General features: G+C 67.0%; 22 protein-coding genes. 3 read left to right on the top strand and 19 right to left on the bottom strand.

Annotated elements, in window-relative coordinates; genetic code table 11:
* Positions 1-25 precede the first annotated feature (25 nt).
* The 13 genes from V5B60_RS09615 to V5B60_RS09555 all read right to left on the bottom strand — a co-directional run bounded on the left by V5B60_RS09615 (position 26) and on the right by V5B60_RS09555 (position 10,212).
* On the bottom strand, positions 26-454 hold the full coding sequence (locus V5B60_RS09615) for a DUF1841 family protein (RefSeq protein WP_332346794.1): 429 nt from the start codon (positions 452-454) through the stop codon (positions 26-28).
* Positions 435-1,571, bottom strand: a complete 1,137-nt coding sequence (locus V5B60_RS09610; protein WP_332346793.1) for an FIST C-terminal domain-containing protein — start codon at positions 1,569-1,571, stop codon at positions 435-437. Before V5B60_RS09610 ends, V5B60_RS09615 begins: the two co-directional genes overlap by 20 nt.
* Positions 1,568-2,254: an endonuclease III gene (gene nth, locus V5B60_RS09605; RefSeq protein WP_332346792.1), complete on the bottom strand. Its 687-nt coding sequence runs from the start codon at positions 2,252-2,254 to the stop codon at positions 1,568-1,570. Before nth ends, V5B60_RS09610 begins: the two co-directional genes overlap by 4 nt.
* Positions 2,247-2,945, bottom strand: coding sequence for an electron transport complex subunit E (locus V5B60_RS09600; protein WP_332346791.1), 699 nt, complete (start codon positions 2,943-2,945; stop codon positions 2,247-2,249). The genes nth and V5B60_RS09600 overlap by 8 nt, the downstream gene beginning before the upstream one ends.
* Positions 2,942-3,610, bottom strand: coding sequence for an electron transport complex subunit RsxG (gene rsxG / locus V5B60_RS09595; protein ID WP_332346790.1), 669 nt, complete (start codon positions 3,608-3,610; stop codon positions 2,942-2,944). Before rsxG ends, V5B60_RS09600 begins: the two co-directional genes overlap by 4 nt.
* Entirely contained in the window at positions 3,607-4,626 is a 1,020-nt protein-coding gene (locus V5B60_RS09590; protein ID WP_332346789.1) for an RnfABCDGE type electron transport complex subunit D, read from the bottom strand. The genes rsxG and V5B60_RS09590 overlap by 4 nt, the downstream gene beginning before the upstream one ends.
* Positions 4,626-6,389 (bottom strand): electron transport complex subunit RsxC, encoded by a 1,764-nt coding sequence (rsxC, locus tag V5B60_RS09585; RefSeq protein WP_332350509.1) that lies wholly within the window; start codon positions 6,387-6,389, stop codon positions 4,626-4,628. Before rsxC ends, V5B60_RS09590 begins: the two co-directional genes overlap by 1 nt.
* A gap of 10 nt (positions 6,390-6,399) precedes the next feature.
* Complete coding sequence (gene rsxB / locus V5B60_RS09580) at positions 6,400-6,942, bottom strand: electron transport complex subunit RsxB (protein ID WP_332346788.1); 543 nt, start codon at positions 6,940-6,942, stop codon at positions 6,400-6,402.
* Entirely contained in the window at positions 6,939-7,523 is a 585-nt protein-coding gene (gene rsxA / locus V5B60_RS09575) for an electron transport complex subunit RsxA (protein WP_332350507.1), read from the bottom strand. The genes rsxB and rsxA overlap by 4 nt, the downstream gene beginning before the upstream one ends.
* A gap of 97 nt (positions 7,524-7,620) precedes the next feature.
* The gene (locus tag V5B60_RS09570; RefSeq protein ID WP_332350505.1) at positions 7,621-8,667 is read right to left on the bottom strand and encodes a quinone-dependent dihydroorotate dehydrogenase; all 1,047 of its coding nucleotides are present in this window, start codon (positions 8,665-8,667) and stop codon (positions 7,621-7,623) included.
* Between the two features lie 90 nt (positions 8,668-8,757).
* The gene (locus tag V5B60_RS09565) at positions 8,758-9,228 is read right to left on the bottom strand and encodes a DUF2846 domain-containing protein (protein ID WP_332346787.1); all 471 of its coding nucleotides are present in this window, start codon (positions 9,226-9,228) and stop codon (positions 8,758-8,760) included.
* Complete coding sequence (locus V5B60_RS09560) at positions 9,225-9,617, bottom strand: hypothetical protein (protein WP_332346786.1); 393 nt, start codon at positions 9,615-9,617, stop codon at positions 9,225-9,227. Before V5B60_RS09560 ends, V5B60_RS09565 begins: the two co-directional genes overlap by 4 nt.
* 169 nt (positions 9,618-9,786) lie before the next feature.
* Complete coding sequence (locus V5B60_RS09555; RefSeq protein ID WP_332346785.1) at positions 9,787-10,212, bottom strand: c-type cytochrome; 426 nt, start codon at positions 10,210-10,212, stop codon at positions 9,787-9,789.
* 294 nt (positions 10,213-10,506) lie between these two features.
* On the opposite strand from V5B60_RS09555, the gene V5B60_RS09550 reads away from it, so the two are divergent.
* From V5B60_RS09550 to V5B60_RS09540, 3 genes are read left to right on the top strand one after another with little or no spacing between them, the layout of a single operon-like run.
* Positions 10,507-11,331, top strand: a complete 825-nt coding sequence (locus V5B60_RS09550; protein WP_332346784.1) for a substrate-binding domain-containing protein — start codon at positions 10,507-10,509, stop codon at positions 11,329-11,331.
* Between the two features lie 11 nt (positions 11,332-11,342).
* Complete coding sequence (locus tag V5B60_RS09545) at positions 11,343-12,035, top strand: ABC transporter permease (RefSeq protein ID WP_332346783.1); 693 nt, start codon at positions 11,343-11,345, stop codon at positions 12,033-12,035.
* Positions 12,032-12,679, top strand: a complete 648-nt coding sequence (locus tag V5B60_RS09540) for an energy-coupling factor ABC transporter ATP-binding protein (protein WP_332346782.1) — start codon at positions 12,032-12,034, stop codon at positions 12,677-12,679. The genes V5B60_RS09545 and V5B60_RS09540 overlap by 4 nt, the downstream gene beginning before the upstream one ends.
* A gap of 127 nt (positions 12,680-12,806) precedes the next feature.
* Here the strand turns inward: V5B60_RS09540 and truB are convergent, their stop codons facing one another.
* The 6 genes from truB to V5B60_RS09510 all read right to left on the bottom strand — a co-directional run bounded on the left by truB (position 12,807) and on the right by V5B60_RS09510 (position 19,925).
* The gene (gene truB / locus V5B60_RS09535) at positions 12,807-13,763 is read right to left on the bottom strand and encodes a tRNA pseudouridine(55) synthase TruB (RefSeq protein WP_332346781.1); all 957 of its coding nucleotides are present in this window, start codon (positions 13,761-13,763) and stop codon (positions 12,807-12,809) included.
* A complete protein-coding gene (rbfA, locus tag V5B60_RS09530) occupies positions 13,732-14,127 on the bottom strand; it encodes a 30S ribosome-binding factor RbfA (RefSeq protein ID WP_324600243.1) in 396 nt (131 codons plus the stop codon). The genes truB and rbfA overlap by 32 nt, the downstream gene beginning before the upstream one ends.
* Entirely contained in the window at positions 14,128-16,923 is a 2,796-nt protein-coding gene (infB, locus tag V5B60_RS09525) for a translation initiation factor IF-2 (RefSeq protein ID WP_332346780.1), read from the bottom strand. It lies immediately after the preceding gene.
* A gap of 2 nt (positions 16,924-16,925) precedes the next feature.
* Complete coding sequence (nusA, locus tag V5B60_RS09520) at positions 16,926-18,416, bottom strand: transcription termination factor NusA (RefSeq protein WP_332346779.1); 1,491 nt, start codon at positions 18,414-18,416, stop codon at positions 16,926-16,928.
* Positions 18,413-18,898 (bottom strand): ribosome maturation factor RimP, encoded by a 486-nt coding sequence (gene rimP / locus V5B60_RS09515; protein ID WP_332346778.1) that lies wholly within the window; start codon positions 18,896-18,898, stop codon positions 18,413-18,415. Before rimP ends, nusA begins: the two co-directional genes overlap by 4 nt.
* A 139-nt stretch (positions 18,899-19,037) precedes the next feature.
* Complete coding sequence (locus V5B60_RS09510) at positions 19,038-19,925, bottom strand: pseudouridine synthase (RefSeq protein ID WP_434735318.1); 888 nt, start codon at positions 19,923-19,925, stop codon at positions 19,038-19,040.
* Between the last annotated feature and the right edge of the window lie 41 nt (positions 19,926-19,966).

Here is a 19,966-nt window from a genome sequence, read left to right as displayed (position 1 = left end):
CAGCCGGGCGCTGCCGCGGTGCCGATCAGGTGGTGGCGGCGCGCTGCACGCACTCGAGATAGGCGTTCGCGTCCATCGCCCGGCCATGGCGCTCGGCACGCCAGATCGTCTCGCCGAGGCATTCGAGGATCGCGTGCGCAGCCGCGTGATCGCCGACCCGCGCGCGCAGCGTCTGGTAGACAGACCGAATCCCCGGCGGCTGGTCGATGCTCACCTGCTCCGCAACTGCCAGGTGCAGCGAGAGATGCAGGAAAGGGTTCATCTGCCCGCTCTCGGGACTGAACTCCTGCTCGATCGCCGTTGCCGGATCCTCGAGCAGCGCATGGTACTCGGGGTGCTGCAGGATCAGGTCGGCGGCCGTCACCTCGGCGCCTTCGAGGATCGAGCGCTGGCGATGCTTCTGCCACGCCTGGCAGAAGAACTGCCGCACCTGCTCACGCGTCGGGTTGAACATCGGCTCTCCTTGCTGGTTGACTGATCAGGGCGCTGACGACGGCGTTCTGCAGCAGCCGGTTGCCACCGCGTGCCACGGGCGCCATCTGCCCGGTACCGTAGACGCCGATCAGCGGCAGATGCGGGAAGATATCCCGCAGGCAGGCGAGATCCCGGTCGTCGCCGCCATAATGATACGGGCCGCGGCCGATGCACGAGAAGACGATGGCCGCCTGCGGTCGGCGGACGAACGGCACCAGTGCGGACAGGCTGTGGCGCATGTCGGCAGCGCTCGCCTGTGGCAGCCGCATCGCCCACAGCACGCGACTTCCCGGACGCAGATGCTGCGCCAGCGTCAGCGAGCCGTCGGCGTTGGCGGCAACGATCGGTACCGGCTGCAGCCGACCGTCGGAGAGTGCCTGCTGCCAGGCGCCGCCGCTGTCGCTGCCGGGATCGTCGAGCAGGACCGCGCACCGCGATGCCAGCGGCAACCGGTCGGCGGACTGCTGTTGCGGCGGCTGGTTGCGCCGCAGATGGTCGAGCGCCGGCTCGCCGTCCAGCGCCAGCAGATCCAGGGCCCGGCTGCCGGTCACCACCGCCGGGCAGCCAAACGGTTGCCAGCCCGGGGAAACGGCGAGATCGATGCGCGCGCCGCGCAGTTCGACCTCGCACTGCCGCGCCAGGCGGCCGTGCTGCCAGGCCGTCGCCTCGGACTGCCCCGGGCGGCCGGCAAAGCAGCCACCGAAGCGCTGCGGACCAGGCCCGGTCCAGGCATGCGGCAGGCTGCTGCCCGCATAAGCGAGGATGGCCCCGGCACTCGCGCCGGCATCCGGCCGGCGCCCCGACAGCGCCAGATCACCGGCAAACACCATCACCGCCACCGCCGGACGGTCGAGAACCCAGCCCTCGTCGGTGAAGACCCCGGCAGCGATGCCGCCAGCGACCTCGGTACAGCGCGCCGCACGCGCCACCGCGGTCACGGCCGCCTGCGCCTGCGCGCTGAACTCGGCCGAGAGAAACAACAGGACGCCGCGCGCCGGGCAACTGCCGATCTTTTCGAGGGCCATGCCGGCTGCCGTTGCCGCCAGTGACGGCACCGCGTCGTTGCCCGCCAGCAACACGCTGCCGACAACACTCATCGGCGGCCGCTGTCAGCCGCTGCATCGGCCTTATCGGGATGGGCGCAGAGGTCCTCGATGGCGCAGCGCCAGCACTCCGGCTGCCGTGCCTTGCAGACGTAGCGCCCGTGCAGCAGCAGCCAGTGGTGGGCGAACTGCCGGAACTCCGGCGGCACGACCCGCAGCAGTTCCTGCTCGACTGCCAGCACCGTCTTCCCCGGCGCCAGGCCGGTGCGGTTGGCGACGCGGAAGATGTGCGTGTCGACGGCGATCGTCGGCTCGCCGAAAGCCGTATTGAGAACGACGTTGGCGGTCTTGCGGCCGACACCCGGCAGCGCCTCGAGTTCGGCGCGCTGCCGCGGCAGTTCCCCGGCATGTCTTTCGAGGAGCTGGCGGCAGGTGGCGATGACGTTGCGCGCCTTGCCCTGCCAGAGGCCAATGCGGTTGATATGGGCCGCCAGGCCGCTTTCGCCGAGCGCCAGCATGGCCTGCGGTGTCGGCGCGTCGGCGAACAGCTTGCGGGTGGCGAGATTGACGCTGCGGTCGGTCGCCTGCGCCGAGAGGATGACGGCGACCAGCAACTGAAACGGCGTGGCGTACTCGAGCTCGGTCGTCGGCTGCGGATTGCCGGCGCGCAAGCGGGTGAAGATCGCCTCGGCTTGCCCGGCACGCGGCCGCGGCTGCTTGACTTGCGCCTCAGGCATGCTCAGCCATCGGCGCCGGCGGCGTCGGCAGCGATGGCCGGCGCGAATGGCGCGCTGCGGCACGGGCCTCGACCCAGTTTTTCCAGGCGATCAGGCAGCCGAGCAGGATGAAGGCGCCTGGCGGCAGTATGGCGAGCAGCAGCCCGGGGTAGTCAGCGGGCAGCAACTGCAGCGGCTGCAGTCCCGGAAAGACCATGTCGATGCCGGAGAACAGCGTGCCACCGCCGATCAGTTCGCGCAGCCCGCCGAGCAGCGCGAGGGTCCACAGCATGCCGACGCCCATGAACAAGCCATCACATAGCGACTGCAGCGGCGGATTCTTGTTGGCAAAGGCCTCGACCCGTGCAAGCACGATGCAGTTGGTGACGATCAGCGGAATGAAGATGCCAAGCACCAGATACAGCTCGTGCAACTGCGCATTGAAGAGCAGATCGACGACCGTCACCAGCGCGGCGACGATCAGGATGAACACCGGGATGCGAATCTCGTGCGGAATCAGGTTGCGCAGCGAGGCAACTGCAAGGTTGGCGACGGCCATGACGATGATCGTCGCCAACGACAGCATGACGCCATTGACGGCGTTGGTCGTCACCGCAAGCAGCGGACACAGGCCAAGGATCTGCACCAGGCTCGTATTCTGCTTCCAGAGACCGTTGTCCCTGATCTCGATGAGTTCGTCGCGACCGATCATTTGCCTGTCCCTTCGACCGTGAACAACTGCTGCCGATTTTCCGCCACGTACTGCAGCGCCCGGTGGACGGCCTTGATGACCGCCCGCGGCGTCACCGTCGCCCCGGCCAGAGAATCGAAGCGGCCACCATCCTTGCGCACGCGCCACTCGCGCTCGCCGACCGTCGCCAGCGAAAGGCCGTCAAACTGCCTGATCCATGGCCGCTCCTTGTTGCGGTCCTTGCGCGGCTCGATGTAATCGCCGAGGCCGGGCGTCTCCTTGTGTTGCGTCACCCGCACGCCGAGCAGGGTGCCGTCAGCGGCGACGGCGAGCAGCAGCCGGATACGGCCGGAATAGCCATCGGCGGCGACCGCCTCGAAGACGATCGCGCTCGCCTGGCCACCCTGGCGCGCCAGATAGACGGTCGACTCCTCGTCCAGCCCGAGGCCCGCCGCCGGCGCCAGGCGCCGGCTGTCGGCCAGCAGCTCATTGTCGTAGAGCTCGCGCGGCAGCACCTCGCTGATCAGCTTCATCTTCTCCGCCGCCGCAGCCTCCTCGATCGCTGGCCGGGTCCACAGGTAGGCGGCAGCGAGCAGGCTGGTGAAGGCAACGACGAAGATCAGCAGGATGAGCGCCGTGCGCAGCGCCATCGCCGTCGCCGTCGGGGTCCGCACCGGCGGTGTCATTCCGGCTTCTTCATGCCAAAGATCGGCGGCTGCGTGTACATGTCGATCAACGGCACACAGAGGTTCATCAGCAGCACGGCAAAGGCGACCCCGTCGGGATAGCCGCCGAAGACACGGATGACGTAGGCGATCGCGCCGGCGAGGAAACCGAAGATCAGCTTGCCACGAAAGGTGGTCGAGCCGGAAACCGGATCGGTGACGATGAAGAAGGCGCCGAGCAGCGAACCGCCGGAAAACAGGTGGAACAGCGGATCGGCGAACTGCTGCGGGTTCCATGCCCAGAGGACGGTGGCGGGAAGCGAGAGGCCGCAGACGAAGGCGAGCGGCGCCTGCCAGGTGATGATCCTGCGCTGCCACAGCCAGAGGCCGCCAAGCAGGTAGCCGGCGCTCACCCACTCCCAGCCACGCCCGGCGAAATTGCCGAACACCTCCTGCGTCGCCAGCAGCGTCGGCACATCGACGGCGCCATCGCCAAGTTTCAGCGCGGTCTTCAGCGCATCGAGCGGTGTCGCGCCGGTCATCGCATCGACTCGCGGCGCCAGCCCGGCAATGATCTCGAACTGCTCGGCGACGCTCAACCTGAGCCCCAGCGCCGGCCATTGCGACATCAGTGCAGGGAAGGAGACTATGCATGCGGCAAAGGCGATCATCGCCGGATTGAAGGGATTCTGGCCAAGCCCACCGTAGAGGTGCTTGGCGACGACGATGGCGAAGAGGGCACCGACCACGGTCAACCACCAGGGAGAGAGTGGCGGAAAAGCGAGGGCGACCAGCCAGGCGGTGACGATCGCGCTGCCGTCGGTGAGGAAGAGCAGCAGCGGCCGGCCGCGCAGCCGCAGCAGCAGCGCTTCGGCGAGCAGCGCCGCCAGCGTGGCGATCGCCAACTGGAGGATGATTGCCGGGCCGATCAGCCAGACGTAGGCGGCGATCCCCGGCAGCAGCGCGAGCAGAACCTGCAGCATCACGCGGCGCACGCTGACATCGGCCAGCAGGTAGGGCGGCGTCGACCAGGACATCACTCGTCCCGCTGCGACCCGGCGGGTGCCACGGCCGCGCCTCCCGGATCGGTCGTTGCTGCCGTCCCGGTCGTCGCGGTCGTGTCAGCCGTGGAGCGCGCCGCGCGCCGTGCCTCGACGGCGGCAATCTCGCGCTGCTGGCCCGCGCTGAGTCGATCCGTATTCCTCGGTTGCGCCGACTCGCGCTGCAGGCGCGCGCGCTCGATTGCCGCGGCAATGGCGGCTTTCTTCGCGGCTTCGGCCTCACTCGCCGTCGTCGCAGCCTCACCCGCCGCTGCCGGCGGGTGATCAGCCGCTGGCGCTGGTTCGGGCGGCGCCTTCTTCTCGCTCGTCCTGGCGCTGGCGGCCCGGGCCAGGCGCTCGGCCTTCTCGGCCTGCTCGCGCTCGGCACGCGCGTTGCGCAGCTCGAAGCGCTCCTTGGCGGCGTCGGCCGCCTGCTTCTCGCGCTCGCGCGCCCAGATTTCGCTCTTCGCGAAACGGAAATACTGCACCAGCGGAATGTGCGACGGGCAGACGTAACTGCAACAGCCGCACTCGATGCAGTCGAAGATGTAGTACTCCTGCGTCTTGCCGAAATTCCGCGCGCGCGAGAACCAGTAGAGTTCGAAAGGTTGCAACTCGTGCGGGCAGACCTCGGCACAGGCGCCGCAGCGAATGCACGGCATTTCCGGCGGCGGCGGCGGAAAGAGCCCGGGCGAACCGGCGATGATGCAATTGGTCGCCTTGACCACCGGCGCGTCGAGGTCGGGAATCTCGAAGCCCATCATCGGGCCGCCCATGAGGAAGCTGCTGCTGTCGGCCCTTGGTCGCGCCAGCGCCACCACTTCGCGCATCGGTGTACCCAGAGACACCTCCCAGTTGCGCGGCTGCTCGACGTTGCCGGTCAGCGTGACGATGCGCGAGAGGACAGGTTCGCCATGGGTGAGCGCCCGGTAAGCGGTGTATACCGTGGCGACGTTGAAGCACTGTACGCCGAGTTCGGTCGACCGGCGGCTGGCCGGGACTTCCTTGCCGGTGAGCACGCGGATCAGCTGCTTCGCGCCGCCAGCCGGGTAGCGCGTCGGCACGGCAACGACGCGATAATCCGGCGCCAGACGAAGGACTGCCTCCTGCATGGCAGCGATCGCTGCCGGCTTGTTGTCCTCGATGCCGATGAGTACCTCGCGCGCCGACAGCAGCTCACGGAAGATGGCGATGCCGCGCACGATCTCGTCGGCGCGCTCGCGCATCAGCATGTCGTCGCAGGTCATGAACGGTTCGCACTCGGCACCGTTGATCACCAGGTGCTCCATCGCCACGGCGCGTGCCGGAGTCAGCTTGGCGTGGCTGGGGAAGGCGGCACCGCCGAGACCGACGACGCCGGCATCGCGCAGCAGTTCGCGCACGCGCTCGGGAGCCAGGCTCCGGTGGTCGACCGGCCGCCGCTCGATCCACTCGTCGCGCCCATCCGGTTCGATGACCACGCAGAGCGTCGGCAGCCCCGACGGATGCGCGGCGACATGCGGTTCGACGGCCAGCACGCGGCCGGAGGTCGGCGCATGCACCGCCGCCGACACCCACGCGTCGGCACCGCCGATCAGTTGTCCCTTGAGCACCGTGTCGCCGGCCTGCACCAACGGACTCGGCGCACCGCCGATGCTCTGGTGCAGCGGCACGAACAGGCGTGCGGGCAGCGGCGCCTGACCGATCGGCTCGTGCACCGAGATCGCCTTGTTGGTCTGTGGTTTGACTCCGCCCTTGAAGCGGAACAGTTGCGCCAGCACCGCTGCTGCCTCAGGCGGCACGCTTGATCTCGAACACTGGATACTTCCACTTCCAGTTGTCGATGTTCTCGGCGATCGGCTGCATGCTGATGCACTCGACCGGGCACGGCTTGACGCAAAGCTCGCAGCCGGTGCACAAGGGCTCGATGATGGTGTGCATCTGCTTCGCGGCGCCCACGATCGCATCGACCGGACAGGCCTGGATGCACAGCGTGCAGCCGATGCACGTCTGCTCGTCGATGATCGCGATCTGCTTCGGCTTTTCCTCGGCTTCCAGCGGCTTGACCTCGCGACCCAGCAGGTCGGCAAGCTTGCGCACACCGTCCATCCCGCCAGGCGGGCACAGATTGATGTCCGCCTCGCCGGCCGAAATCGCCGCCGCATACGGCTTGCAGCCGGGGTAGCCGCACTGTCCGCATTGCGTCTGCGGCAGGATGGCCTCGATCTTCTCGACCAGCGGGTCGCCCTCGACCTTGAAGCGGATCGACGCATAGCCAAGTGCCGCGCCGAGGACGACGGCGCCCAGTGCCATGATCGCCAGTGCGGTGATCATTGGTACCGGTCCAGACCGGCGAAGCCCATGAAAGCGAGGCTCATCAGACCGGCAGTGACCATCGCGATCGCCGCGCCACGGAAGTGCTGTGGCACGTCGGCGCCCTCGATCCGCTCGCGGATGCCCGCGAACAGCACCAGCACGAACGAGAAACCGATGGCACTGCCGGCGCCGAAGAGCAGCGACTCGACGAAGTCGTGCCGATTGGCGATGTTCAGCAGCGGCACTCCGAGGACGGCGCAGTTCGTGGTGATCAACGGCAGGTAGATGCCGAGCACCTGATGCAGCAACGGGCTGGTCTTCTGGATCACCATCTCGGTCAACTGGACGATGGCGGCGATGGTGACGATGAACGAGAGCGTGCGCAGGTACTCGAGGCCGAAGGGCAGCAGCAGGTAGCGGTCGATGATGTAGCTGGCGCCGGTGGCGACGGTCAGCACGAAGGTCGTCGCCGCGCCCATGCCGAAAGCCGTCTCCAGCTTCCTGGAGACGCCCATGAAGGGGCACAGCCCGAGGATCTTGACGAGGACGACGTTATTGACGAGGACGGCGCCGACGAGCAGGAAGAGGTAGTGGGTCACGGTTGCTGGCGGTGAAGGGCTGCGCAATCGACAGCCGCCACATTATCACCCGCCGCCCGGGCACATTCAACCACAGGCGCGACGCCGGCATCGCTGCTCATGCCTGCCGCTGCCGGGCGATTGCCGCCGCCGCCTCGCCGACGAGATCCGGTCCGCGATAGATGAAACCGGTGTAGAACTGCACCAGCGAGGCACCGGCGGCGATCCGGGCGGCCGCGTCGGCGCCGCTCGTGATGCCGCCGACGCCGATGATCGGCAGTTCGCCGGCCAGCGCCACCGCCAGTTGCCTGACGATGGCGGTCGACAATGCGAGCAGCGGCGCGCCGGACAGGCCGCCGGCCTCGTCGGCGTGCGGCCTGCCCTCGACACCGATCCGTGTCACCGTCGTGTTGGTGGCGATGACGGCATCGATTCGGTGCCGGCGAAGCAGGTCGGCAATCGCCCGCACCTGGCCCTCGTCGAGGTCGGGGGCGATCTTCAGCGCCAGCGGAACGTAGCGCCCATGCCGGTCGGCGAGGCTCGCCTGCGCCGCCTTGAGGCTGCCGAGCAGGGCATCGAGCGCCGCGTCCTGCTGCAGTTCGCGCAGGTTGCGGGTATTCGGGCTCGAGATGTTCACCGCGACGTAACTCGCGGCACCATAGACGCGCTCGAGGCAGAACAGGTAATCGTCGGCCGCGCGCTCGATCGGCGTATCGAAGTTCTTGCCGATGTTGATGCCGAGAACCCCCCCCTGGCGCGGGAAACGCGCCGCGGCGACATTGGCCAGCAATCTCTCGACGCCGTCGTTGTTGAACCCCATGCGATTGATGATCGCCTGCCGATCGGGAATGCGGAACATCCGCGGCCGCGGATTTCCCGGCTGTGGTCGAGGAGTGACAGTGCCGATTTCGATGAAGCCGAAGCCCAGCGCCGCCAGCGCATCGATGTGTTCGCCGTTCTTGTCGAGCCCGGCGGCCAGACCGACGGGATTGGGAAAGTCGAGTCCCATGACCGACACGCGATCGGGCGGCACCGGACTCGCCAGCAGGCAGCTTGCGCCGGTGGCCCGCAGCAGCTCGACGCCGGTCATACCAATGCCGTGCGCGACTTCCGGATCGAGCGCGAAAAAGAACTGGCGGAGAAGCGGATAAATCATGACCACGATTCTACCGCATCGCAGCATCAAGCGCTGCGCGGCGCACGCCGGCCGGCGCCCTGGTCGCTGCCGCCGCAGCGCCAGGCCGGTCCGCCATTCCTATCGCGCTTTGGCCTCGACCTTCACTCCCTGCTGCAGTGGCGGCCCGATATAGCTCGCCTCTTCGATCTCCTTCTGCCCTGTTGCGTCGTCCACGAGTTCGGGGTAGACCCGTCCGACGAAGAAGCCGAGGCCAATGACGGTCCGGACGTATCTCGTCTGACCGGGATCAAGCGTGAAGGACAGCTTCTTCTCGACCTCGGTCGACGTGCTGACCTCCTTGTTGCCGGCAGCCTGGTCGACGAAGAAGAACCCCCCCGGCTTCGATTCACCGACCACGACCCCGTTCAACAGGATCGATGGCTGAACCGCCGCGCCGAACGCACTGCCACTGCGATAGAAATAGACTCGACCTTGCTCCGCACCAAGGGTCGGAATCGAAGACTGCATCTCCGTGTACTTTGGCCCCGTGGCACAGGCGGCCAGTGCGATCGGCAACAACCAACTGACACACAGACGATTGATGTTCACTTGCGCAACTCCTTGATTTCAAGTGGCAAGGCGACCGGGGCGGAGAGCGGTGAAAACGCCTTCTCGACAGGAAGATAGAACCCCACGAGACGGCCCGCGTGCACCACCAGCCAAGCCTCGTGCATATGCGCACCCTCGACGGTGAAATTGGCGTTCGTAGGTTTCAGTATGTCGCCTTGAGCAATTCCGCCGGCGTCGACAAACTCGGTGCCCGCTCTGATACTCCGGTCGTATCCGGAATCAAGGCGCACCGGGACGGTTTGCGAAGCGACAAAGAGCTTCTCAGGTGGTTGCCTCACTCTCGACAGATCAACCGGCTGACGAGTCACCTCGCTCGCACATCCGAAAACACCCAGCACCATTGGCAACAAGACACACACGGCCTTCATCTCATCTCCCCGTCAGCCGTTCGCGGCAGCAGTGCTCCTGCCGGATTGCACTCGGGCCGACTGCCTGGCAACACTTCGGCTGCCCCTGATTGGTGGACCGTCAGTCGCCGACTCTGCATGCGCCAGAGCGCCGCATGAGCCGGACGACCCCGTTCTTGACCAGCCACGATCACTTGACCTGCAGGCGATTAAGGTAGTCGACCAGAGCCAGCAGCCGTGCCCAGACGAAGAGCTTGGCGTTGTATCCGTAGTCATCGAACTGCGGCTGTGCCTGAACATCATAGATGTCGCCCCAGATCGGCATCTCGCGCGTCCCGTGACCTTTCACCAAGGAGCGACCGTCGATCGACTCGAGCACCCGATTCACCGGAAACAGCCCACTGTTGTTCTTGGTCAATACGGTCAGGTCTGTCGGCCTGACCGACAGGAACTCGACGAACGGGCCATCGCCCTTGCCCTTGGCGCCATGACAAACGACACAGTTGGCCTCGTACTCGCGCTTGCCGATATCCAGCCGTTCTGCCGCCACCGCGCTGCCGGCGAACACTCCGGCGGTCGCCGCCGCAACGCAGATGTGAAACCACTTCCCGCTCATCGTCGCTCTCCTTGATCAGTTCAGGACCACAGGAAAACCCCGGATCCCAGAATCAGTTTAGACCCTGACGCGCGCTGCGCAAGCGCTTTCTGCGCAGCGATATCGAGCCTTGGCCCGCGCCACAGACGGCGCCTGAACCACCTGCTCGCTCAAGGCCGGAACGCTCGGCTGCTGGCCAGCAGCGGCATCGCGCAGCAGCGCGCGCGGGGTTGGTCGCAGACCGATTTGCCGCTAGACTGCGCCTGGTTCGGCCGCCGCTGCGACGGGCCGAAAGCTTTCCTGGGGGTGACGGAAATGGATTGGACATCGTTGCGTCTGCTGCTTCTGCTGCTCGTCGGCTGCCTGCTCGCCGGCAGCTGGCAGCCGGTTCGCGCGGCCGACGTGCTGCGCCTCGCGACGACCACCAGCACGGACAACTCGGGGCTGCTGCGCGCCATCCTGCCGCAGTTCGAGCGCCAGCACGGCCAGCGCGTCCAGGTCATCGCGGTCGGCAGCGGCAAGGCGCTCAAGCTGGCGCAGAATGGTGACGTCGATGTCGTCCTGGTGCACGACCGGCGCGCCGAGGACGCCTTCGTTGCCGCCGGATACGGTGTCGAGCGCCGCGACGTGATGTACAACGATTTCGTTCTCCTCGGGCCGCGCAGCGATCCGGCGGGCGTGCGCCAGAGCGCCGACGTTGTCGACGCCTTCCGGCGCATCGCCGACCATCAGGCGCGTTTCGTCTCACGCGGCGACGACTCGGGGACCGATCGCATGGAGAAGAGCTATTGGCAACAACTCGCGCTGCGGGTCAGCGGCAGGCCCTGGTACGTCGCGGCCGGGCTTGGCATGGGCGAAGTGCTGATGATGGCGGGAGAGATGCAGGCCTACACGCTGTCGGATCGAGCGACCCATGCCACCTACAGCGCGCGCACCGGTCTCGAGATCCTCTTCCAGGGTGACCGCAGGATGTTCAATCCGTACGGCGTCATCGCCGTCAACCCGAGGCTCCATCCGCAGGTCAATCATGCCGGCGCACGGGCGCTGATCGACTGGTTGAGCGGCCCCGCTGGCCGTGCCGCGATCGGCGCCTTCCGGCCACACGGCGAGCAGTTGTTCTTCGTCGCGCCCGACGGCTGAGGAGTCGCCGCTTGGCACTCTGGGACGCCACCCTGGCGGCCTTGCTGCTCCTCGTCTCGGGCGATCGCGAACTGTGGGGCATCGTCGGCGTGTCGCTGTCGGTAACCCTGCGCGCCATGCTCGTGGCGGCGCCGCTCGGCATCGCCGCCGGCTACGTGCTGGCCACCGTCACCTTCCCCGGGCGGCGGCCGCTGATCGTCCTGACACAGGGCCTGCTGGCATCGCCCACCGTCGTCGTCGGACTGATCCTGTACCTGCTGCTGTCGCGCCAGGGCGTCCTCGGCCACCTGCAGCTGTTGTTCACCCAGACGGCGATGATCATCGGCCAGGTTCTGATCGCGCTGCCCGTCCTCGTCGTTTTCTCGCTGTCGGCAATCCAGGGCGCCGATCCGCGCGCCCGTGAGACGGCGCTGGCACTCGGCGCTTCTGCGCCACGCATCGCCTGGACGCTGCTGCGGGAGGTTCGCTTCGCACTGATGGCGGCCGTCTGCAGCGCCTTCGGCCGCATCGTCTCGGAAATCGGCTGCGCACTGATGGTCGGCGGCAACATCGCCGGCGTGACCCGCAACATGCCGACCGCCATCGCACTCGAGACCAGCAAGGGCGACTTCGCGCAAGGCATTGCCCTGGGCATGGTCCTGCTGCTCGTCGCCCTGGCAATCAATTCGGCACTCGAGTTCTTTCAGGGCGAAGCGCGGCGATGAGCCTGCTCGCCGTGCACGCGCTCACCCGGTCAATGGCCCAGCGGCGGTTGCTGGCGATCGACGAGTTCCGCCTGTCGGCCGGCGAAGGCTGCGTGCTGACCGGCGAGAACGGCAGCGGCAAGTCCACGCTGCTGCGCATTCTCGCCGGCATCGAAGCACCCGACGGCGGCAGCGGCTGCTTCACCGGCCGCCCCTTTGGCTGGTGTCCATACCCCGACTGGCTGCGCCGACAGGTCAGCTATGTGCATCAGCAACCCTACCTGTTCCACACCAGCGTCGTCGACAACATCAGCTACGGCCTGCGCGCCCGCGGCGTGCCCCGTGCCGAGCGCGAGCGACTGGTCGATGAGGCGCTGTCGTGGGCGCGCCTGCGCCACCTCCTCGCCACACCGCCCGCCCGGCTTTCCGGTGGCGAGAAGCAGCGCCTGGCACTGGCCCGCACCTGGGTGCTGCGACCGACGCTGCTGCTCCTCGACGAGCCGACCGCCAGCCTCGACGCCGATTCGCGGCGACAGACCCTCGAGCTGCTGCGCACTTTCGGCGACTCGGGGACGACGGCGGTCATCGCCTGTCACGACCGTGACGTCATCGAGCTGCCCAAGCTGCGGCGGCTCGATCTGGTCGACGGCCGCATCATCGGCTGACGCCTTGGGCATCGTCGTGCTGCTCGTCGCCCGCGCAAGCCATTCGGCACTCGCTTTCTTCGAGGGCGAAACGCGACGATGAGCCGGCTCACCGTACAAGCGCCCACCTGGCCCCGGACGCGACCCGTCAGCGACTGACTTCGGGCAGCGCGGGCCCCGGCAGCCCGCCGACGACACGCCGTGGCTGCAGGCTGCCGGCGGCGTCGACCTCTCCCAGACCGAGCAGGCGGCTGCCGGTGTAGACCCGGCAGCGGCCGAGCGCCGCCCTGACGCCGACACAGTTGCCGTGCAGGAAGCGCTCGCCACCGACCTCGTCGAGCTGGACGAGGGGCAGGCTCTGCAACAGGGCATCGGCAGGCAACAGGCACGCCAGGCGTTCGTCCGCGCTCATTGCCGACAGCACATCGAGGGAGACGGCATCGGCGATCAGCAGCGGGCCGACGGCGAACCGGCGCAGCGCGCCGAGATGCGCCCCGCAGCCGAGAACGGCGCCCAAGTCCATCGCCAGGCTGCGCACATAGGTGCCCTTGCTGCAGCGGACCAGCAGGCGACAACGATCGCCGCAGAAATCGCGCAGCCGCAGTTCATGGATGCTGACCTCGCGCGGCGTGCGCTCGACCTCGATCCCCTGCCGCGCCAGCTCATGCAGCGGCCGCCCCGCCCGCTTCAGGGCCGAGTACATCGGCGGCACCTGACGGATCGGGCCACGAAAACCCTGCAGGGCGAGCTCGAGTTCGCCGGCGGAAAAGCCCACCGGGGACCGCGTCAGGATGCGGCCATCGGCGTCTCCGGTGTCGGTCGTGACACCGAAGACGAACTCGCACTCGTAGCTCTTGTCGGCCGTCAACAGGTCCGCCGAGAACTTGGTCGCTTCACCGAAGCACAACGGCAACAGGCCGCTGGCAAGCGGGTCGAGGGTCCCGGTATGTCCGGCCTTGGCCGCCGAATAAAGGCGGCGCGCGGCCTGCAGCGCCGCATTCGAAGTCATGCCGCCCGGCTTGTCGAGCAGCAACACGCCGTCCACGCGACGCCAGCTCTTCCTTGCCGTCACTTCACGATTGCTCGGGATGCCCGGACTGGTCACCGTGATCGGAAATCGCCGCCGCCTCGCTGATCAGGCGCGACAGCTGCGCGCCGCGTTCGAGCGACTGATCGAAAACGAAATGCAGTTGCGGCGTCATGTGCAGGCTGATCCGCTTGCCCAGCTCGGTGCGCAGAAAGCCGGCCGCATGCTCCAGGCCGGCCATCACCGAAGCGAGATGGTCGCTGCCGCCAAGGCTGCTGAAGAAGACCTTGGCATGCGCGTAATCGGGGCTGACCGCGACCTCGGTCAGGCTGATCATGCCGACCCGCGGATCGCGCAGTTCGCTGTGGATCAGGTCGGCGAGCTCGCGCCGAATCTGCTCGGCAACCCGCTCGCGACGGGAAAAACTCCTGTTGCCCGCCACTCAGAGCGTCCTCGCGACTTCCGTCACGTCGTAGACTTCGACCTGGTCGCCCTCGACATAGCCGTTGAAGTTCTTCAACGACAGACCGCACTCGAAACCGCTGCGCACCTCCTTGACGTCCTCCTTGAAGCGCTTCAGGGACTCGATCTCGCCGTCCCAGAGGACGATGTGATTGCGCAGGAGGCGGGCACGCGAACTGCGCTTGACGACGCCCTCGAGAACATAGCAACCGGCGATGGTGCCGATCCGGGTGGCACGGAACACCTGCCTGATCTCGATCAGGCCGGTGATGTCCTCCCTCTTCTCCGGCGCCAGCATGCCCGACAGCGCCGCCTTCACCTCGTCCACCGCATCGTAGATGATGTTGTAGTAGCGGATGTCGACCCCGGCCGCTTCTGCCGCCTTGCGGGCACCGGCGTCGGCGCGCGTGTTGAAGCCGATGATCACCGCCTTCGAGGCCTGCGCCAAGTGGACGTCGGACTCGCTGATCGCACCGACCGCGGCGTGGATGACGTTGACCTTGACTTCGCCGGTCGACAGTTTCTGCAGCGACTGCACCAGCGCCTCCTGCGAACCCTGGACATCGGCCTTGATGATCAGCGCCAGAACCTTCGCTTCGGCCTCGGTCATCTGCTCCAGAATGCTCTCGAGGCTCGCTGCCTGCTTCGTCGCCAGCTTGACGTCGCGATACTTGCCCTGCCGGAAGAGAGCGATCTCGCGCGCCTTGCGCTCATCCGCCAGAACGACCGCTTCCTGCCCGGCAGCCGGGACGTCGGAGAGACCGAGGATCTCGACCGGGATCGACGGCCCCGCCTCCTTGATCACCTTGCCGTTCTCGTCGAGCATCGCCCGCACGCGTCCGAAGACCTGGCCCGCGAGCAGGACATCGCCTTGGTGCAGCGTTCCCGACAGCACCAGCATCGTCGCCACCGGACCACGACCACGATCCAGGCGGGCCTCGATGATCAGCCCCTTGGCCGGCGCCTGTCGGGGAGCCTTGAGTTCCAGAACTTCCGCCTGCAGCAACACGTTCTCGAGCAGTTCGTCGATGCCGGCACCGGTCTTCGCCGATACCGCGACGAAAGGCGCGTCACCGCCGTACTCCTCGGGCACCACCTGCTCGCCGACGAGTTCCTGTTTCACCCGCTCCGGCTGTGCAGCCGGCTTGTCGATCTTGTTCACCGCGACGACGATCGGCACGCCCGCAGCCTTGGCATGGTGGATGGCCTCGCGAGTCTGCGGCATCACGCCATCATCGGCCGCCACGACCAGGATCACCAGGTCGGTGGCCTTGGCGCCGCGCGCCCGCATGGCGGTGAAGGCTTCGTGACCCGGTGTATCGAGGAAGGTCACCATGCCGCGATCCGTCTGCACGTGGTAAGCGCCGATGTGCTGCGTGATGCCTCCTGCCTCGCCGCTGGCGACGCGGGTGCGACGGATGTGGTCGAGCAGCGACGTCTTGCCGTGGTCTACATGGCCCATGACCGTGACCACCGGCGCACGCGGCTCGAGCGCGACGTCCTTCTGATCGGCCGCACTCTCGTCGAGGAACGCGTCCGGGTCGTCGAGCTTGGCGGCAAGCGCCTTGTGCCCCATCTCCTCGACGATGATCATCGCCGTTTCCTGATCCAGGACCTGGTTGATGGTCACCATGGTGCCCATCTTCATCAGCGCCTTGATGACCTCCGTCGCCTTGATCGCCATCTTGTGGGCCAGATCGGCAACGGAAATCGTCTCGGGCACGTAGACCTGATGGATCACCGGCTCGACCGGCAACTGGAAGGAGGAATGCTGCTCGTCTTCGTCGCTGCCGCCACGCGGCCGTTTGCCGTGCTTGGTGTCGCGCCAACCGGTGGCGCCGGTGGCGCCGCGCGTCTTCAGCCCCGGCCGCTTGCTCGCGCCTTCGCTCTTCCACGGGCCCTTCTTTTCCGCGACCTTCTTGTCCGGAGTCTTCTTGTCGGCCGCCTTCTTGTCCGTGGTCGCCGTCTTGCCAGCGGGCTTGTGCAGGGTCTTGTCCTCGGGCGGCCGATCGCTCGCCGTCTGCGCCGCAGCGACCTTGGCCGCACCGGCGGCCTTCGCCGCCACCGCCTTTTCCTCGGCTTCCTGCTTCAGTCGCAGCAGGTCGGCGCTGCGTTGCTGCTTGCTCTTGAACTCGGCTTCCTGGCGCGCCCGCAACTCGGCATGCCGGCGCTCTTCCTCGGCGCGCAGTCGCTGCTGCTCCTCGCCAATGATCGAAGCGCGCGTGACGACCTTCTTCGCGCCCGGCTTGGCTTCGGCCGCCACGGGCTCGGCCTTCGGCTGCTCGGCGAGTGGCGCTGGCGCTTCCACCGGCGGCGGCACCTGCTCCGGCTCGGCAATGCGCACCGGCGGCGGGGGCTCGGCCACCACCTCGACGACGGGCTCCGGCGCCAGGACGACGACCGGCTCGAGCACCGGCACCGGCTCGACGGCCGCCTCGGCCACCGCTGGCGGGACCGGCCTCGCGGCCGTATCGGCAACATCACGCTTGACCAGTACACGCTTCTTGCGTACCTCGACCTGCACCGTGTGCGACTTGCCGTGCGAGTCCTGCTGCCGAATCTCGGAGGTCTCCCGGCGCGTCAGGGTGATCTTGGTCTTGGCCTCGACCGGCCCGTGCGAACGTCGCAAGTATTCGAGCAAGCGCGACTTGTCCTGCTCCGACAGCAGGTCATCGACCTGTTTCTTGGCAACACCCGCCTTCTGCAACTGCTCCAGCAGCGACCCAGCCGGCATTCGCAGCTGACTGGCAAATTGGGAAACACTTGTCTGCGCCATTCTTACCCCTCTTTTCCCACTTGCTCGAACCAGTGCGCACGCGCCGTGGTGATCAGTTGTGTGGCCTGTGGCACGTCGATGGCGGTGATCTCGACGAGCTCATCGACCGACAGGTCGGCCAAATCGTCGCGCGTCTTGATCCCAGCACCTGCCAGTTTGCCGGCCAGCGCCTTGTCCATCCCGTCAAGGCTGAGCAGATCATCGGCGACCTCGGCCAGCGTCTCCTCGGTGGCGATCGCCTCGGTCAACAGGACGTTGCGCGCCCGCTCGCGCAGTTCCTGCACGGTCGCCTCGTCGAAAGCCTCGATCTCGAGCATCTCGTGCAACGGCACATAGGCAACCTCCTCAAGCGTCGAGAAACCTTCCTCGATGAGGATGTTCGCCACCTCCTCATCGACATCGAGTTTCTCCATGAAGAGGACGCGAATCGCTGCCGCCTCGGCTTCGACGAGTGTCTTCGACTCTTCCTCGGTCATCAGGTTGATCGACCAGCCGGTCATCTCGGAGGCGAGGCGAACGTTCTGGCCGCCGCGACCGATCGCGATCGCCAGGTTCTGTTCGTCGACCACCACGTCCATGCTGTGTCGTTCCTCATCGACGACGATCGAGCTGACCTCGGCCGGCGCCAGCGCGCCGACCACGAACTGCGCCGGATCAGCCGACCAGAGGACGATGTCGACCCGCTCACCGGCCAGTTCGTTGGTCACCGCGGTCACCCGCGAGCCGCGCATCCCGACACAGGTACCGATCGGATCGATGCGCTGATCGTTGGACTTGACGGCGATCTTGGCACGCATGCCCGGGTCACGCGCCGCTGCCTTGATCTCCAGCAGTCCGTCATCGACTTCGGGAACCTCGAGCGCGAAGAGCTGGATGATGAACTCCGGTGCCGTGCGCGAGAGGATCAACTGCGGCCCGCGCGCCGAGCGGTCGATGCGCAGCAGATAGGCCTTGACGCGATCGCCGATGCGCAGGTTCTCGCGCGGAATCATCTGGTCGCGCGGCAGCAGCGCTTCCATCTTGCCGGTCTCGACGATCGCGTTGCCACGCTCCATGCGCTTGATCGTGCCGGAGACGAGGTGCTCCTTGCGCGCCAGGAAGTCGCTCAGGATCTGCTCCCGCTCGGCGTCGCGAATCTTCTGCAGGATCACCTGCTTCGCCGCCTGCGCTCCGATACGGCCGAAGTCGATCGGCTCCAGCGCCTCCTCGAGGTAGTCGCCGACCTCGACATCGGGATCCTGGGTCTGCGCTTCCGACAGGGGCACCTGCTGCTCTTCGTCGAGAAAATCGGCATCGGCCACCACTTCCCAGCGACGAAAGGTCTCGAAGTCGCCCGTCTCGCGGTCGACCGCCACCCGCACGTTGGCATCGTCGTGGATGCGTTTCTTGGTCGCCGACGCCAGCGCCAGTTCGAGCGCGCCGAAAACGATCTCCCGCGTCACGTTCTTTTCGCGCGCCAGCACATCGACCAGCAGCAAGATCTCGCGGCTCATTTCCTCATCACCTCCTGGACCGGCTTCCCGCCCGATTTCCCTGTTGCGAATCTGGGCACCAGACGTGCCCGGTCGATGTTGTCCAGCTCGACATCCATGTCACCCGCGTCCATCCGCAGGCGGACCTTGCCGTCGATGACGCCACCCAGCATGCCGCTGAAGTTGCGCCTGCCGGCCGCCGGCAGCCGGAGCTTGAGCGTGATCTCGCAGCCAGCGAAACGCGCGAAGTCGGACTCCTTCCGCAGCACCCGGTCGAGCCCCGGCGAGGAGACCTCCAGGCGATCGTAGTCCACGTCCTCGACCGCCAGCACGCGCGAGAGATGGTTGCTGACCAGTGCACAGTCGTCGACATCGATGCCGCGCGGCTTCTCCGGCTTGTCGATGAAGACGCGCAGGACGCGCCCGCGCGGGCTGCGCTCGAAATCGACCAACTCGTATCCGAGACCGGTCAGCGTCTTCTCAAGTAGTTCGTGTACATCCATGGCTGCAAACAAAAAATGGGCAAAAAGCCCATCCCCGGTTGGATGCCCCGCAAGGGGCGAGCGGAAAACCGTTGGATTATAACGAAAAAACCGGCGCGGGTAAATCGACCTGCGGCCGCAACGGAAGGGCGGCGGCCGATCAACCTGGCCGTGACCGCGGCGGCGGGCGCCTCAGCACCGACGGTGCCATGCCGAAATCGCTCAGCAATCGCCGCACCTCGGGCTCGGCCAGTTCCTGTACCCTGCCGCGCTTGAGTCCCGGCGGCAGCACGAAAGGGCCGTAGCGAATGCGGATCAGGCGACTGACCACCACGCCAACGGCCTCGAACATCCGCCTCACCTCGCGGTTGCGCCCCTCGAAGAGGGAGACGCGGTACCAGCGGTTGGCACCCTCACCGCCGGCTTCCTGGAAGCTGCCGAAGTTTGCCAGCCCATCCTCGAGTTCGATGCCGTCGAGCAGGCGTTGCCGTGCCTCGTCGGGCAGATCGCCGAGGATGCGGACGGCGTACTCGCGCAGCAACTGGTAACGGGGGTGCATCAGACGGTTGGCGAGATCGCCGGAAGTGGTCAACAACAGCAAGCCGCTGGTGTTGAAGTCGAGACGGCCGACGGCCACCCAGCGGCCAGCCGCCATTCGCGGCAGCGAGGTGAAGACGCTCGGGCGGTGCTGCGGGTCGTTGCGCGAAACGATCTCGCCTTCCGGCTTGTGATACAGGAGCACCCGCGGCAGGCGGTCGGCAGAACGCAGTCGCACCAGCTTGCCGTTGATCTTGACGCGGTCGTCCGGGCTGACCGACTGCCCGATCTGCGCTGCTTCGCCATTGACCGTGACGCGACCGGCAGCGATCAGTTCCTCCATCTCGCGCCGCGATCCAAGGCCGCTGTTGGCGAGCAGCTTGTGCAGGCGCTCGGGCTTGTCGGCAGCCTCGGAGCTGGGACGGCGGGGCGGCGCGTCGGTCGAGCGCGCGCTTCGCGCCGGCGGACGGCTGCCGGCAGCCGCCACGACCGGTGCATCCGGGCTCGCCACGGGCCGCTGCCGCACTGCAGCCACGCCGTGGGATGAGCGCG

The sequence above is a fragment of the Accumulibacter sp. genome (genome assembly GCF_036625195.1).
In the GTDB taxonomy this organism is placed as follows: domain Bacteria; phylum Pseudomonadota; class Gammaproteobacteria; order Burkholderiales; family Rhodocyclaceae; genus Accumulibacter.
This window is presented reverse-complemented; position numbering and strand designations above follow the sequence as displayed.

Excerpts from the sequence above, each read along its gene's own strand:
- V5B60_RS09615 (WP_332346794.1), bottom strand. The coding sequence starts at position 454 with ATGTTCAACCCGACGCGTGAGCAGGTGCGGCAGTTCTTCTGCCAGGCG.
- V5B60_RS09610 (WP_332346793.1), bottom strand. The coding sequence starts at position 1,571 with ATGAGTGTTGTCGGCAGCGTGTTGCTGGCGGGCAACGACGCGGTGCCG.
- nth (WP_332346792.1), bottom strand. The coding sequence starts at position 2,254 with ATGCCTGAGGCGCAAGTCAAGCAGCCGCGGCCGCGTGCCGGGCAAGCC.
- V5B60_RS09600 (WP_332346791.1), bottom strand. The coding sequence starts at position 2,945 with ATGATCGGTCGCGACGAACTCATCGAGATCAGGGACAACGGTCTCTGG.
- rsxG (WP_332346790.1), bottom strand. The coding sequence starts at position 3,610 with ATGACACCGCCGGTGCGGACCCCGACGGCGACGGCGATGGCGCTGCGC.
- V5B60_RS09590 (WP_332346789.1), bottom strand. The coding sequence starts at position 4,626 with ATGTCCTGGTCGACGCCGCCCTACCTGCTGGCCGATGTCAGCGTGCGC.
- rsxB (WP_332346788.1), bottom strand. The coding sequence starts at position 6,942 with ATGATCACCGCACTGGCGATCATGGCACTGGGCGCCGTCGTCCTCGGC.
- V5B60_RS09560 (WP_332346786.1), bottom strand. The coding sequence starts at position 9,617 with ATGAAGGCCGTGTGTGTCTTGTTGCCAATGGTGCTGGGTGTTTTCGGA.
- V5B60_RS09555 (WP_332346785.1), bottom strand. The coding sequence starts at position 10,212 with ATGAGCGGGAAGTGGTTTCACATCTGCGTTGCGGCGGCGACCGCCGGA.
- V5B60_RS09550 (WP_332346784.1), top strand. The coding sequence starts at position 10,507 with ATGGATTGGACATCGTTGCGTCTGCTGCTTCTGCTGCTCGTCGGCTGC.
- V5B60_RS09540 (WP_332346782.1), top strand. The coding sequence starts at position 12,032 with ATGAGCCTGCTCGCCGTGCACGCGCTCACCCGGTCAATGGCCCAGCGG.
- infB (WP_332346780.1), bottom strand. The coding sequence starts at position 16,923 with ATGGCGCAGACAAGTGTTTCCCAATTTGCCAGTCAGCTGCGAATGCCG.
- nusA (WP_332346779.1), bottom strand. The coding sequence starts at position 18,416 with ATGAGCCGCGAGATCTTGCTGCTGGTCGATGTGCTGGCGCGCGAAAAG.
- rimP (WP_332346778.1), bottom strand. The coding sequence starts at position 18,898 with ATGGATGTACACGAACTACTTGAGAAGACGCTGACCGGTCTCGGATAC.